Genomic DNA, 13,355 nt, shown 5'->3' with positions numbered 1-13,355 from the left:
AGCGAAGCGAACGAATCAGCAGCTCAGCAGAGCATGTCGCCACGCAACGGAGTGGAGGGGTGGCATGAGTGAGCGAAGCGAACGAATCAGCAGCTCAGCAGAGCATGTCGCCACGCAACGAAGTGGAGGGGCGGCATGAGTGAGGTCGTGCTCGACGGAGTGGTCAAGCGGTACGGGCGGGTCACCGCGTTGGCCGGCGCCGACCTCAGCGTGCCGTCCGGGCAGTTGACCGCGGTGCTCGGGCCGTCCGGCTGCGGCAAGACCACGTTGCTGCGCTGCCTGGCCGGCTTCGAGCGGCTCGACGGCGGCGAGATCCGCATCGACGGCGCGGTGGTCGCGGGCGGCGGCCGGCACCTGCCGGCGCACCGGCGTCGTATCGCGGTGGTGCCCCAGGAGGGTGCCCTCTTCCCGCATCTGCGGGTGGCCGAGAACATCGGGTACGGGCTGGACCGGGCCACCCGGCGGACCGACCGGGTCGAGGAGGTGCTGGCGCTGGTCGGGCTCGCCGGGTACGGCGACCGGATGCCGCACCAGCTCTCCGGTGGGCAGCAGCAGCGGGTCGCGGTGGCCCGCGCACTCGCGCCCCGACCGTCGGTGGTGCTGCTCGACGAGCCGTTCAGCGCCCTGGACGCGGGGCTGCGCGCCGGGCTGCGGCACGACGTACGCGAGGCGCTGCGCGCCGACGGGGCGACCGGTGTACTGGTGACCCACGATCAGGGGGAGGCGCTGTCGGTGGCCGACAAGGTGGTGGTGCTGCGCGACGGTCGGGTGGTGCAGGCCGCCGCGCCGACCACGGTCTACCGGGAGCCGGCCGACCCGTGGGTGGCCGGTTTCGTCGGTGACGCGGTGCTGCTGCCGGCGGTCGTGGAGAGCGGGACGGCCCGGACCGCGTTGGGGGTGCTGCCGGTCGCCGGTGCGGTGACCGACGGGCCGGTCACCGTGCTGCTGCGGCCGGAGCAGATCCGGCTGGCCGCCGGGCCGGACGGGATCACCGGCACCGTGCTGCGGCACGACTTCCACGGCCACGACGCGCTCGTCGGTCTGCGACTGGGCGACGGTACGGCGATCACCGCCCGGGTGCTCGACGGTGCCACCGTGCCGATGGACGGCGAGGTCACGGTGCGGGTGGACGGTGCGGCGCGGGTCTTCCCGGCGGACGCCGAGCGCAGGTCCCCGGTCGACCTCGCCGCCTGACCTCGACCGGTGGTCCGGCCGACCCGGGTCGGCACCGGTGGCGTCGGCCCGGGTCGGTCTGGTCTTCGGTGGTCACGCGCGGGCCCGGCGGACGCTGGAGCCGTCCGCCGGGCCGGTGTGCGTCAGGGTCAGTTGACCACGAACAGCAGGCGGTTCGGCGAGCCGCTGCCCGGGCTGGTCACCACGCCGGTGGTGGCGTTGCTGGTCAGGTAGCTCTTGACCTGGGCCGGGGTGTAGGACGGGTTGGCCGAGAGCACGAGCGCGGCGGCACCGGCCACGTGCGGGGAGGCCATCGAGGTGCCGTTCAGCGTGTTGGTCGCGGTGTTGCTGGTGTGGTACGCGGACAGCACGCTCGACCCGGGCGCGAAGATGTGCACGCAGGAGCCGTAGTTCGAGAAGGACGACCGGGCGTCGGTGCTGGTCGTCGAGCCGACGGTGATGGCGGTCGAGGTGCGGGCCGGCGAGTAGTTGCAGGCGTTGGCGTTGGAGTTACCGGCCGCCACCGCGTAGCTGATGCCGGAGGCGATCGAGTTGGCCACCGCGTTGTCGATCGTGCTGCTGGCCCCGCCGCCGAGGCTCATGTTCGCCACGGCCGGCTTCACCGCGTTGGCGGTCACCCAGTTCACGCCGTTGACCACGCTGGCGGTGGTGCCGCCACCGGAGCAGTTGAGCACCTTTACCGCGACCAGGCGGACGGACTTGGCAACGCCGTACGTCGCGCCGCCGACGGTCCCGGCGACGTGGGTGCCGTGGCCGTTGCAGTCGGTGTTGTTGGAGTCGACCGTGTTGGTGCCCCAGGTGGCCCGACCGCCGAACTCGTTGTGCGTGGTCCGGATGCCGGTGTCGATGATGTAGGCCCGGACGTTCGAGGCCGTGTTCGGGTAGGTGTAGGTGCCGCTCAGCGGGCGGTTCCGCTGGTCGATGCGGTCCAGGCCCCAGGTGGGGTTGGTCTGGGTGGCCTGGACGGTGAACGCCTGGTCCTGCTCGACGTACGCGACCGCCGAGTTGGCGGCGAGCCGGGCCGCCTGCTTCGCGGACATCTTGGCGGCGAAGCCGGTCAGTGCCGCCGAGAAGGTGTCGGAGACGCTGCCCCCGTACCGCTGGACCAGGGCGGTGGCCCGGTCCGGCACTGCGGTGCGGGCCGCCGACGAACCGGCGGTGCCGACCGCGTCGGAGCGCAGCACGACGAGGTAGCTGCCGCTGACCGCGTTCGCGGCACCGGCGCCGCGGATCTCGCCGGTGGGTGCGGCGACCGCCGCGGTGGTGCTGGCCGCCGAGACGGCCGCCGCGGTGGCGACGACGGCGAGCGCCCGGATGACGTGCCGTCGCGCGGTGAACCCTGAGGACATCGTCTGCCTCCCTAACCGGAACGGCCGACCGGGTCATGGCCGGACGGTGCGTCCCATGGACTCGAATGGATGAGATGCTAGCGTTAGATCGATGAATATGACAGGGACGTTCTTCGATTGACTGAGATTGTCACGGGCACCCGCTCCCCGCCCCGACGTCACCAGGCAGGATGGCGGTGTGGACGGACACGACATGCTGCTCTCCCCCGCCGGCGTCGAGGCGCTGCGGACCGCGTTGACGCGAGCCGCCTTCACCGCCAACGGCATCGCCGCCCGGCTCGGCCCGCAGGCCACCGGCGGGGTGGCCCGTAACGACTTCCGGGCCGCGCTGCGCGCCACCACCGACGGCGAGCCGCTCGACACCCTGATCCGGGTCTTCATCTGCGAGCAGACCGAGCCGGAGGCCGCCGTCGCCGCCGCGCTCGCGCCGCTGTCGATCGACGAGGCGCTCGCCGCCGGGCTTGTCGAACGGTACGGCGACGGGCTGCGGATGGGGCTGGACCTCGAACCGTACGGCGACGACTGGTGGGTGCTGGCCGACGTGCCGGCAAGCGCCCGCCCCGGTCGGCCCCTGCACGCCGAGCACGTGCTGGGCATCGGCGGGGCGACCCAGACGATGATCGGCGCGGCCGTCCGGCAGCCGGTGCAGAGCGCGCTCGACCTGGGCACCGGCTCCGGCGTGCAGGCCCTGCACCTGAGTACGCACGCCCGGCAGGTGACCGCCACCGACGTCTCCCGGCGGGCGCTGCGGTTCGCCGCCACCACGGCCGCGCTCAACGGCCAGCAGTGGGAACTGCTGCGCGGCGACATGGTGCAGCCCGTCGCCGGACGGCGCTTCGACCTGGTGGTCAGCAACCCGCCCTTCGTGGTCGGGCCGGGCACCACCACGCACGTCTACCGCGACTCGGGCCGGGTCGGCGACGCGATCGGCGCCGAACTGGCCGCCGCCGCCGACGGCCTGCTCACCGAGGGCGGCACCATGCAGTACCTCGCGAACTGGGTGCACGTGGCCGGCGAGGACTGGGGCGAGCGGGTGGCCGGCTGGTTCGCCGGGACCGGTCTGGACGCCTGGGTGATCCAGCGCGAGGTCGCCGACCCGATGGCGTACGTCAACCTCTGGCTCACCGACGTCGGCGAGTCGGCCGACCCGCAGCGGATGGCCGACTGGCTGGACTGGTTCGACGCCCACAAGGTCGAGGCGATCGGCTTCGGCATCGTCTCGCTGCGCCGGAGCGGGCACGACGACCCGGTGCTGCAGGTGGAGGACCTGCGGCAGCGGGTGGAGGCCCCGATGGGCGACCGGGTCGCGACCTGGTTCGACCGGCAGGACTGGCTGCGCCGACAGGGCACCGACGGGCTGCTGGACGCCCGCTACCGGGCCGCCGACGGGCTCCAGCTGCGGCAGGAGGCGACCATGGGCACGGAGGGCTGGGGAGTCGACCGACAGGTCCTCACCATGCCGCACGGGCTGCGCTGGACCGAGGAGATCGATCCACTCGTCCTCGCGCTGGTGGGTGGCGCCGACGGACGCCTGCCGCTGCGCGACCAGATCGCGCTGCTCGCCGTCGCGCACGACGTGACGCCGGACGAGCTCGCCGAGGCCGCCGGACCGATCGTGGCGCACCTGGTCGAGCGCGGCTTCATCGAGCCGGTGCGGTCCTGATGCGGGCCGTGGTGCAGACCGTCGGACGGGCCAGCGTCACCGTGGACGGCGAGGTGGTCGGCGCGGTCGACGACGGGCTGCTGGTGCTCGTCGGGGTGACGCACTCGGACACCGCCGAGACCGCCCGGACGCTGGCCCGCAAGGTGTACGAGCTACGCATCCTGGACGAGGAGCGGTCCGCCGCCGACGTCGGGGCGCCGATCCTGGTGGTCAGCCAGTTCACGCTCTACGGCGACGCCCGCAAGGGACGCCGTCCGAGCTGGACCGCAGCGGCCCCCGCCGAGGTGGCCGAACCTCTGGTCGACGCGGTGGTCGAGGCGCTGCGTCAACGCGGCGCGACGGTCGCCACCGGCCGATTCCGGACGCACATGCTGGTCGAGAGCGTCAACGTCGGGCCCCGCACCATCCTCCTCGACCTCTGAAGCGCGACCACGGGGCGGGCGGGCGTCGCACCACGTCGCCCGCCCGCCCGTGGTCACCGGTCAGCCGAAGAGGCCCCGGCGTTGCAGGGACTGACGCAGCCACCCGTCGAGCTGCGCCGCCCAGTCCGTGCGGTCCATCGTGGCGTAGTCGACGGTGAAGCGGCCGAAGACGTCCCGGCCCTCGGTCAACAGGCCGCCACGCTTGTCCAGCTCCAACACCACCTGCATCTGCCGGGGATCGGCGACGAAGGTGACCTCCAGTTGCTTCATCGCACCCGCGTACTGCGGCGCGGGGTAGAACTCGATCTCCTGGTAGAACGGCAGCGTCTGGTGCACGCCGTAGATGTGCCCCCGCTCGACGTCGGCCCGGGCGAACCGGAAACCGAGCCGCAGCAGCGCCTCCAGCAACCGCTCCTGCGCCGGCAGCGGATGCACCGCCACCGGGTCCAGGTCACCCTTGTCCAGTGCGCGGGCCACCTCCAGCTCGGTACGCAGCCCCATCGTCATGCCGTGCAGGCGCTGCCCGTACAGCTCGGTCACCGGGGTCTCCCAGGGCACCGGAAACCGGAACGGTACGTCGTAGCGCTGCCCGGGTTCGAGGCGGAACGGGCCGGTCACCTGCTGCCGGTGGAACTCCTGGTTCGTCGCGTACTCGTTGTCGCCGCTCTCCACCTCGACCCGCGTCATCAGGCCCAGAGCCACGTACGAGACGTCCACCCCGTGCTCGCCACCGGTCACCGCGATGGTGCCCGTCAGCTCACCGCCCGGCCGGCAGTTCGGGTTCGTCAGCACCGTCTCCACGGACGGGCCGCCGACTCCCATCGCCTGCATGAGCCGCTTGAAGACCACCATTGCCTCCGTCGCTTGGTCGCCCGGCCCCGACACCCGGGGTACGGGGTTGCGTCGGCCCGACGGCCGACCGCTGGCACGGTAACCGGCGCCGCCAAGTCGCATCTGCCGAACCCGTACACCGACCCGCAAGGAGGGGGTAACGGAACGGTCACTGTCGGTTCTCCGATCGCCTCACTCCCGTTTTACGCCCCACCCGCCAAGCTGTGTCTCACCGGCGGCTACTGGGCCGGGGCGACACGGCACGGACGTGGAAACGGGGAGAGACAGAGATGGCCCTGCAGATGATGGAGCACCGGATGCGCGCCGGCACCGAGGCGGAGCACGGCGTCGACACCCTTACCGACCTGGACGCCACCGACGAACGTGGCGTCTCCACCGACCTGGTTCGCGCATACCTCAACGGGATCGGCCGGACCAAGCTGCTCACCGCGGCCGAAGAGGTCGACCTGGCGAAGCGGATCGAGGCCGGGTTGTTCGCCGAGGAGAAGCTGTCCACCTGCACCCCGGTCTCGGCCGGCCTGCACGCAGACCTGGAAGTGGTCGCGCAGCAGGGCCGGGCCGCCAAGAACCACCTGCTGGAGGCGAACCTGCGCCTCGTGGTGAGCATCGCCAAGCGGTACACCGGCCGTGGCATGGCCTTCCTCGACCTCATCCAGGAAGGTAACCTCGGCCTCATCCGCGCCGTCGAGAAATTCGACTACACCAAGGGCTACAAGTTCTCCACCTACGCCACCTGGTGGATCCGCCAGGCCATCACCCGCGCCATGGCCGACCAGGCCCGCACCATCCGCATCCCGGTACACATGGTCGAGCAGGTCAACCGGATGGTCCGGGCCCGCCGCGAGCTGTCCGTCTCGTTGGGTCGGGAACCCACGGTCGCCGAGGTGGCCCGCGCGCTGGACGTACCCGAGTTCCAGGTGATCGAGCTGATCTCGTACGACCGGGAGCCGGTCAGCCTGGACCAGGCCGTCGGCGAGGACGGGGAGAGCGCACTCGGTGACTTCGTCGCCTCCGTCGACCCGGCCGGCGGACCGGGCGACACCGCCGCCCAGGGGGAGCTGCGCAACGAGGTGAGCATCGTGTTGGCCACGCTCTCCCAGCGCGAGCAGGCCGTGATCCGGCTGCGCTTCGGGCTCGACGACGGCCGGCAGCGTACCCTGGACGAGGTCGGCCGCGAGTTCGGACTGTCCCGCGAGCGGATCCGGCAGATTGAGAAGGTGACGCTGCTGAAGCTGCGGGCCCCGGAGCGGGCGCAGCGGCTGGAGGCGTACGCCTCCTGACGTGACTGGTGTGCGATCGGCCCCGGCGGTGCGCCGGGGCCGATGTCGTGTGTCCCCGGCCCTCGTTGGGTGCCCAGCGGGCTGCGGCTCGTGTCGCGCGGGCCGAACGGGCTGCCGGTCGTCCAGAGTGGTGCACAGCGTCGGAGCCGCCGACGAGGGCGTCAGGAGGACTGATCGTGAACTGGACGTTGGAAGTGGTCGTCGTACCGGTCTCCGACGTGGACCGGGCCAAGGCATTCTACGCCGACCAGGTCGGCTTCACCGTGGACCACGACACGGTGATGGGTGACGACGCCCGCATCGTGCAACTCACCCCGCCCGGCTCGGGCTGTTCGATCGTGATCGGCGCCGGGCCGCTGCCGTACATGCCGCCCGGCTCGCTCAAGGGTCTCCAACTCGTCGTGCCGGATTTGGAGAAGGCCCGCGCCGAGCTGAGCGAGCGTGGTGTCCAGGTGAGCGAGATCCAGGTGCTCGGGCAGAACCCCAGCCCGACACCGCACCCGTTGGACAACGTCGGCTTCGTCTTCTTCGACGACCCGGACGGCAACTCGTGGGCGGTCCAGCAGATCTCCGCCCGCCCGGCCGGAATGTAAGGAGGGGTCCCCTGCTATACACGAGGCGTTAGTAGGGGGCCCTTCCTTTCACAAACGGCGGGGGCCGGTGTCGGGGCGGGCGGCAGCCGAGCCGGTGCGGACCGAGGCGTGCAGCACGGACAGCCCGTCCGGGCGGGCCAGCACCGGATTCAGCGTCAGTGCGCGTACCCGGGGTTGCTCGTCGGCGAGCCGCCCGATGCGCAGCAGCAGGTCGGCCAGGGCCGCCCGGTCCACCGGTGCGGCGCCCCGGTGGCCCCGCAGCAGAGGGGCCGCCCGTGGGGCGTCCACCAGCTCGGTGGCGTCCCGGTCGGTCAGCGGCACCGCCCGCCAGGCGCGGTCGCCGAGCAGGTCGGTGGCGACCCCGCCGAGACCGAAGCCCACCACCGGCCCGAACGCGGGATCCTCGACCAGCTCCACCACACAGGCCACCCCGGGCGGCACCATCGGCTGCACCAGCGCGTCCGCGCCGAACGCGGCGGCCAGTTCGGCGTACGCGCGACGGACCGTGTCGGCGTCGGGCAGGTCCAGGCGGACGGCACCGAGGTCGAGGCGGTGCCGCAGTCCACCGGCGGCGGCCTTGAGGGCCACCGGGAAGCCGAATCGCGTCGCCGCGTCGACCGCCGCGTCGACCGAGTCGACCCGTGCCGACTCGACCACGTCGATGCCGTACGCGGCGAGCAGCGCCTCCGGGTCGCCTCCGTCAGCCCGCAGCGCCACCTGCGCCGCCACCGGATCGACGTCGGGAAGCTCGGGCAGGACGCCGGCCGGACGACGCCGCCAGTCCGCGTACGCGGTGACCCGGGCCAGCGCGCGAACCGCCTCCTCCACGCTCGGGTAGGCCGGTGTTCCCGCCGGGGCCTGCCCGACCAGGAAGGTGGCCACCATCGGTTTGTCGGCCGCCGGGACGGCGAGCGCGGCGGCGAAGTCGGCCTCGGTGCCGGTGAGCTGCCCCGGCAACGGTGGTGCGAAGAGGACCACCAGCGCGTCGACCGAGTCGTCGGCGGCGGCCCCGGCGAGCGCCGCACCGAACTCGGCGGCACTGGCCCGGGGGCCGACGTCACAAGGGTAGCCCGGCGCGACCCGGAGGCCCTGTGCCGCACAAGCGGTGGCCGCCAGCCCGGCCAACGCCGAGGAGTTACCGACCACGCCGACCCGCTTCCCGGCCGGTAGCGGCTGGTTGGCCAGGAGCGTCCCGACGTCGAGCAGCTCGGCCACGGTGTCCACCCGGATCACCCCGGACTGGGCGAACAGGGCGCTCACCGCCGTCTCGTCCGGGCCGGCGGAGTCGCCCAGTCCGGGCGGGCGGGCCGGGGACGCCAACGCCACCACCGGTTTGTCGCGACCGATCCGCCGGGCCAGCCGGGCGAACTTGCGCGGGTTGCCGAACGTCTCCAGGTACAACATGATCACGTCGGTGGCCGGATCGTCCTGCCAGTACTGCAACAGGTCGTTGCCGGAGACGTCGGCCCGGTTGCCGGCCGAGACGAAGCTGGAGACGCCCAGCCCGCGCCGGTCCGCCTCGGCCAGCAGCGCCACCCCGAACACGCCGGACTGGCTGAAGATGCCGACCCGGCCGGGCTCCGGCAGTCGGGGGGCGAGGGTGGCGTTGAGGCGTACCGCCGGGTCGGTGTTGGCCACCCCCAGGCAGTTGGGGCCGATCACCCGCATGCCCGCCGCGTGCGCCGCGCGCACCAGCGTGCGCTGCGCGGCGGCGCCGGCCATCCCGGCCTCGGCGAAGCCCGCCGAGATGACCACCAGGCCGTGTACGCCGGCCGCGGCGGCGTCGGCGACCACCTCGGGCGCCGACTCCGGCGGCACCGCCACCACGGCCAGGTCCACCGGCAGGTCGGCGTCGACCGCCGACGGGTACGCGGGCAGCCCGGCGACCCGGGCGGCGCTCGGGTGCACCGGCACCACCGACCCGGTGAACCCGCCGTCGCGCAGGTGCCCGAGCACGGCCGCGCCGACGCCCTGGCCGGTGGCGCTGGCGCCATAGACGACCACGCCACGCGGGGCGAGCAGCCGGGCGATGGACCGGGCCTCGGTGCGGTGCTCCCGCCCCCGCTGCACCTCCAGGGTCGCCTCGGTGGGCGCGATCGGGAAGGTCAGGTGCACCACGCCGTCGGCGAACTGGCGCTGGATCTGGTAGCCGAAGTCGGCGAAGACCCGCAGCATCGCGCCGTTGGCCGGCAGCACCTCGGCCACGAAGTTGACGATCCCGCTGCGGCGGGCCGCGTCGGCGAGGTGTTCCAGCAGCACCGAGCCGATGCCCCGGCCCTGGTAGGCGTCCTCGACCACGAACGCGACCTCGGCGTCGGGCGAGGCCGGGCCGAGCCGCTCGTACCGGCCGACGGCGACGATCCGGTCGCCGGCCAGCACCACGAACGCCTCCCGGTCGCGGTGGTCGACGTTGACGAAGCGGTGCAGGTCCCGTTCGGGTATGCGCGGGTACGGCGAGAAGTACCGCAGGTACCGGGTGCGCTCGGAGAACCGGGCGTGCATCTCGACGATCGCCGGCGCGTCGGTGGGACGGATCGGTCGCAACTGGACGGTGCTGCCGTCACTGAGCAGCACGTCGACGACTGGTTCGGTTCTGGTCACCTCGGGCGGCCCTCCCCCGGCCGGCTCAGTCGCGGGGATCGTGTGGGTCGAGGCCGAGCAGCGGGAAGACCGCCTTCCGGGTGGCCGCGATGGCCCGGTCCACCGGGTTCGGCTCGCCGGTGGGCTGCCACGGCTCGTAGCTCGGGTCGACGTCGTCGGTCATCCGCAACGGGATGTCGGTGCCGGGACGCCGGGCCCGGGCCAGATCCCGCCAGCCCGGCGGAGTCGGCGTCGCCGGGTCCAACGGCGCGCCGGTGGCCACCGCGAGCAGATGCGTCCAGGCCCGGGGCACCACCTCGACGAGCGCGTACCCGCCGCCGCCGGTGGCCACCCACCGCCCGTCGCACAGCTCGTCGGCAAGCGCCCGCAACGCCAGGTAGGTGGCGCGCTGCCCGTCCACCGACAGGTGCAGATCGGCAAGCGGGTCGACGCGGTGGGCGTCCGCGCCGCACTGGGTGAACAGCACCTGCGGGCGGAACGCGCGCAGCACCGACGGCACGACCGCGTGGAAGGCGCGTTGCCAGCCGGCGTCCTCCACCCCCGGCGGCAGCGGGACGTTGACCGCCGTACCGGCGGCGTTCGGGCCGCCCGTCTCGTCGGGGAACCCGGTGCCGGGGAAGAGCGCGAGCGGTGTCTCGTGCAGGCTGACGGTCAGCACCCTCGGGTCGTCCCAGAAGATCTGCTGCACCCCGTCGCCGTGGTGCACGTCGACGTCGACGTACGCGATGCGCTCCGCGCCCAGGTCGAGCAGCCGGGCGATGGCCACCGCCGGGTCGTTGTAGACGCAGAACCCGGCCGCCCGGTCGGCCATGGCGTGGTGCAGACCGCCGGCCACGTTGACCGCGCGCCGGGCCTGGCCGCGCCAGACCGCCTCGGCGGCGGCCACCGTCGCCCCGGCGATCAACGCGCTCGACTCGTGCATCCCCTCGAAGACCGGGTTGTCCGAGGTGCCCAGGCCGAAGCCGGTGAAGAACGGCTCGCGCGGCGCCATCCGGACCGCGCCCAGGTAGCGCGGGTCGTGGACCCGACCGAGCAGTTCGTCGTCGGCCGGGTACGGCTTGACCATGCGGACCCCGGGCCGGTGCAGCACGCCGAGTTCCCACGCGAGCGCCAGGGTCAACTCCACCCGGACCGGATCGAGCGGGTGGTCGCCGAGGTCGTAGGCGAGCAGCGACTCGTCCCACATCACCACCGTGTCGTCGGACATCTGCCCATGGTCGCACGCGACCGGGCAACCGGCCTGATCAGGCGGTCGACCCCGGGCCGGTGGCCACCGGTCGCTCCGGGTCGGCCACCCACTCGCTCCACGAGCCGACATAGAGCGCGGCGTCCGGACGTCCGGCCACATGCAACGCGAGGACGGCCTGCGCGGCGGTCACCCCCGAGCCGCAGTACGCCCCGACCAGCACCCCGGCGGTCACCCCGGCTGCGGCGAACCGGTCCCGCAGCGCCTCGGCGGCGGGGAAGCGGCCGTCGGTGACGTACTCGGGCGCGGGCACGTTCACCGCGCCGGGGACGTGCCCGGCGACCGGGTCGACCGGCTCCTGCTCGCCCCGGTAGCGCGGGGCGGCGCGCACGTCGAGCAGCACCCCGTCACCGGCGGCCAGCCGGGCGGCGGCCGAGGCGTCGAGCACCGGCAGCGCACCCGGGCGCACGGTCACGTCACCGGGCTCGGGCGTCGGCACGTCGTCGCTGGTGGGCAGGCCGGCAGCCAGCCAGGCCGGGTAGCCACCGGAGAGCAGGCGTACCGGCCGGTGGCCCGCCCAGCGCAGCGTCCACCAGGCGCGGGCGGCGGCCATGCCGTCGCCGCCGTCGTACACCACCACGGGACGACCGTCGCGGACCCCGGCGGACCGCAGGGCCGCTTCGAGCGCCGCCGGATCGGGCAGGGGATGCCGGCCCGATCGACCGGGCGGACCGCAGAGCGCGGTGTCCAGGTCGACGAAGACCGCGCCCGGAACGTGCCCGGCCGCGTAGTCGTCCCGGCCGGGTGGGCCGACCAGACGCCACCGTACGTCGAGCAGGGTGGGCGGTTCGGACGCGTCGAGTTCGGCGGCGAGCGCCCGCGCCCCGACCAGAAGATCGTCTGTACCGGACATGCAACCAGTCAACACCATCAGTGACGACGGCGGTGGTTCGGTGACCATCGATCGGGGCGCGGCAGGGTACCATCGATGCCGGAGGGCCGCTGACACCATGAAGTCTCACGACTTGGTCGATACGACCGAAATGTACCTGCGCACCATCCTCGAACTCGAAGAGGAGGGAGTGCCGCCGCTACGCGCCCGGATCGCTGAACGGTTGCGCCAGAGCGGCCCCACCGTCAGTCAGACCGTCGCCCGGATGGAACGCGACGGACTGCTCACCGTGGAGGGCGATCGGCACCTCACACTCACCGACCTCGGCCGCGCCACCGCCGTCTCGGTGATGCGCAAGCACCGGCTCGCCGAGTTGCTGCTGGTCAACGTGATCGGGATGCCCTACGAGGAGGCTCACGAAGAGGCCTGCCGGTGGGAGCACGTGATGAGCGACGCGGTCGAGAAGCGGGTCTACGACCTGCTCAACCGGCCCACCCGGTCGCCGTACGGCAACCCGATCCCGGGCCTGGACGAGCTCGGTCCGCCGACGCAGACCGAGCCGGAACTGGCCGAGAGCGAGCGCAACCTCGCCTTCCCCGGCCTGAGCGGCAAGGTGATCGTCCGGCGGATCTGCGAGAGCGTGCAGACCGACGCCGAGGTCCTCCGCCAACTGCACGCCGCCGGGGTCGACCCGGGGGCCACGGTCACCGTGGCGCAGGAACGCGACGGCGTGTCGATCGACCGTTCCGGCGAGAGCGTCCGGTTGCCCCGCGAGGTCGCCTCCCGGGTCTTCGTCGCCGCTGCCTGACCGTTCACTCCACCTACGGCCTGACCGTTTTCACTCCACGTACGGGCAGTGCCGGCAACCCCGCCCGCAGCACGTTCCCCGGCGGGCCAGGAAGCCGGCACTGAGTACGAACAGCCCGGTGTCCGGGTCGAGGTAACCGGCGTCCCCGGCAGCCAGTGCCGCGTCGTGCGCGGCGATGATCTGCTCCCGGCCGGGGTGCCCGGGCGACAGCCGCGACGGGTGCGGCTCGGTCAGGGGCCGCGCCGCCAGAGGTCGTCGCTCTCCACTCATCCCGCGCAGTCTAGGCAGCCACCGCCCTCCACCCGGCCCCGCCCGCCGCCCTGCCGCGCCTCGCCCTATCCGCCGTGTCCCGGGTCGCAGCCCGGCCGGCCGTGAGCTCGCCGATCATGGACTTGTGGCACTCGGAAAGCACCTGAATGCCCAGTTTCGTCACCGCCACGACTCCATGATCGACGGGGCGAGCCGGGTGGGTTGGGACCGGGGGGTGGGGGCGAGGCGGGGTGGGTGGGGTGGGG

At 73.1% G+C, this 13,355-nt stretch carries 12 protein-coding genes; 6 read left to right on the top strand and 6 right to left on the bottom strand.

The genetic code is table 11. The annotated features are described in order from the left end of the window. Positions 1–135: 135 nt before the first annotated feature. The gene (locus tag ABZ738_RS10230; protein ID WP_131054428.1) at positions 136–1,194 is read left to right on the top strand and encodes an ABC transporter ATP-binding protein; all 1,059 of its coding nucleotides are present in this window, start codon (positions 136–138) and stop codon (positions 1,192–1,194) included. Between the two features lie 128 nt (positions 1,195–1,322). Here ABZ738_RS10230 and ABZ738_RS10225 read toward each other — a convergent pair whose 3' ends face one another. Continuing rightward, complete coding sequence (locus ABZ738_RS10225; protein WP_131054429.1) at positions 1,323–2,543, bottom strand: S8 family peptidase; 1,221 nt, start codon at positions 2,541–2,543, stop codon at positions 1,323–1,325. A 178-nt stretch (positions 2,544–2,721) separates the two neighbouring features. On the opposite strand from ABZ738_RS10225, the gene ABZ738_RS10220 reads away from it, so the two are divergent. Beyond that, positions 2,722–4,206 (top strand): methyltransferase, encoded by a 1,485-nt coding sequence (locus tag ABZ738_RS10220; protein ID WP_357212293.1) that lies wholly within the window; start codon positions 2,722–2,724, stop codon positions 4,204–4,206. Further along, positions 4,206–4,628: a D-aminoacyl-tRNA deacylase gene (gene dtd / locus ABZ738_RS10215; protein WP_131054430.1), complete on the top strand. Its 423-nt coding sequence runs from the start codon at positions 4,206–4,208 to the stop codon at positions 4,626–4,628. Before ABZ738_RS10220 ends, dtd begins: the two co-directional genes overlap by 1 nt. Before the next feature lie 60 nt (positions 4,629–4,688). Here the strand turns inward: dtd and ABZ738_RS10210 are convergent, their stop codons facing one another. Continuing rightward, positions 4,689–5,477: a sporulation protein gene (locus ABZ738_RS10210; protein ID WP_131054434.1), complete on the bottom strand. Its 789-nt coding sequence runs from the start codon at positions 5,475–5,477 to the stop codon at positions 4,689–4,691. Between the two features lie 272 nt (positions 5,478–5,749). Between ABZ738_RS10210 and sigB the strand changes: the two genes are divergently transcribed. Together sigB and ABZ738_RS10200 are read left to right on the top strand one after the other, a co-directional pair. Continuing rightward, complete coding sequence (sigB, locus tag ABZ738_RS10205; RefSeq protein WP_131054431.1) at positions 5,750–6,760, top strand: RNA polymerase sigma factor SigB; 1,011 nt, start codon at positions 5,750–5,752, stop codon at positions 6,758–6,760. A 176-nt stretch (positions 6,761–6,936) separates the two neighbouring features. Continuing rightward, positions 6,937–7,353, top strand: coding sequence for a VOC family protein (locus ABZ738_RS10200; RefSeq protein ID WP_176093052.1), 417 nt, complete (start codon positions 6,937–6,939; stop codon positions 7,351–7,353). A gap of 48 nt (positions 7,354–7,401) precedes the next feature. On the opposite strand, the gene ABZ738_RS10195 is transcribed toward ABZ738_RS10200, so the two are convergent. The 3 genes from ABZ738_RS10195 to ABZ738_RS10185 are packed head-to-tail and all read right to left on the bottom strand — an operon-like array spanning position 7,402 to position 12,053. After that, the gene (locus ABZ738_RS10195) at positions 7,402–9,954 is read right to left on the bottom strand and encodes a GNAT family N-acetyltransferase (RefSeq protein ID WP_357212290.1); all 2,553 of its coding nucleotides are present in this window, start codon (positions 9,952–9,954) and stop codon (positions 7,402–7,404) included. Between the two features lie 25 nt (positions 9,955–9,979). Then, positions 9,980–11,161 carry an acetoin utilization protein AcuC gene (locus ABZ738_RS10190; RefSeq protein ID WP_357212288.1) on the bottom strand — a complete coding sequence of 394 codons (1,182 nt, stop codon included), beginning with the start codon at positions 11,159–11,161 and terminating at the stop codon, positions 9,980–9,982. Positions 11,162–11,198: 37 nt separating this feature from the next. After that, positions 11,199–12,053 carry a sulfurtransferase gene (locus ABZ738_RS10185; protein ID WP_357212286.1) on the bottom strand — a complete coding sequence of 285 codons (855 nt, stop codon included), beginning with the start codon at positions 12,051–12,053 and terminating at the stop codon, positions 11,199–11,201. A gap of 97 nt (positions 12,054–12,150) precedes the next feature. On the opposite strand from ABZ738_RS10185, the gene ABZ738_RS10180 reads away from it, so the two are divergent. After that, on the top strand, positions 12,151–12,840 hold the full coding sequence (locus ABZ738_RS10180; protein ID WP_131057812.1) for a metal-dependent transcriptional regulator: 690 nt from the start codon (positions 12,151–12,153) through the stop codon (positions 12,838–12,840). Between the two features lie 30 nt (positions 12,841–12,870). Here ABZ738_RS10180 and ABZ738_RS10175 read toward each other — a convergent pair whose 3' ends face one another. Continuing rightward, positions 12,871–13,110, bottom strand: coding sequence for a DUF5522 domain-containing protein (locus ABZ738_RS10175; protein ID WP_131057813.1), 240 nt, complete (start codon positions 13,108–13,110; stop codon positions 12,871–12,873). Positions 13,111–13,355: the final 245 nt, after the last annotated feature.

It is taken from the genome of Micromonospora sp. NPDC047793, assembly GCF_040642635.1.
Lineage (GTDB): Bacteria > Actinomycetota > Actinomycetes > Mycobacteriales > Micromonosporaceae > Micromonospora.
This window is presented reverse-complemented; position numbering and strand designations above follow the sequence as displayed.

Coding starts and splice junctions, on each gene's coding strand:
- ABZ738_RS10175 (WP_131057813.1), bottom strand. CDS start 13,110: ATGAGTGGAGAGCGACGACCTCTGGCGGCGCGGCCCCTGACCGAGCCG.
- dtd (WP_131054430.1), top strand. CDS start 4,206: ATGCGGGCCGTGGTGCAGACCGTCGGACGGGCCAGCGTCACCGTGGAC.
- ABZ738_RS10225 (WP_131054429.1), bottom strand. CDS start 2,543: ATGTCCTCAGGGTTCACCGCGCGACGGCACGTCATCCGGGCGCTCGCC.
- ABZ738_RS10230 (WP_131054428.1), top strand. CDS start 136: ATGAGTGAGGTCGTGCTCGACGGAGTGGTCAAGCGGTACGGGCGGGTC.
- sigB (WP_131054431.1), top strand. CDS start 5,750: ATGGCCCTGCAGATGATGGAGCACCGGATGCGCGCCGGCACCGAGGCG.
- ABZ738_RS10185 (WP_357212286.1), bottom strand. CDS start 12,053: ATGTCCGGTACAGACGATCTTCTGGTCGGGGCGCGGGCGCTCGCCGCC.
- ABZ738_RS10180 (WP_131057812.1), top strand. CDS start 12,151: ATGAAGTCTCACGACTTGGTCGATACGACCGAAATGTACCTGCGCACC.
- ABZ738_RS10190 (WP_357212288.1), bottom strand. CDS start 11,161: ATGTCCGACGACACGGTGGTGATGTGGGACGAGTCGCTGCTCGCCTAC.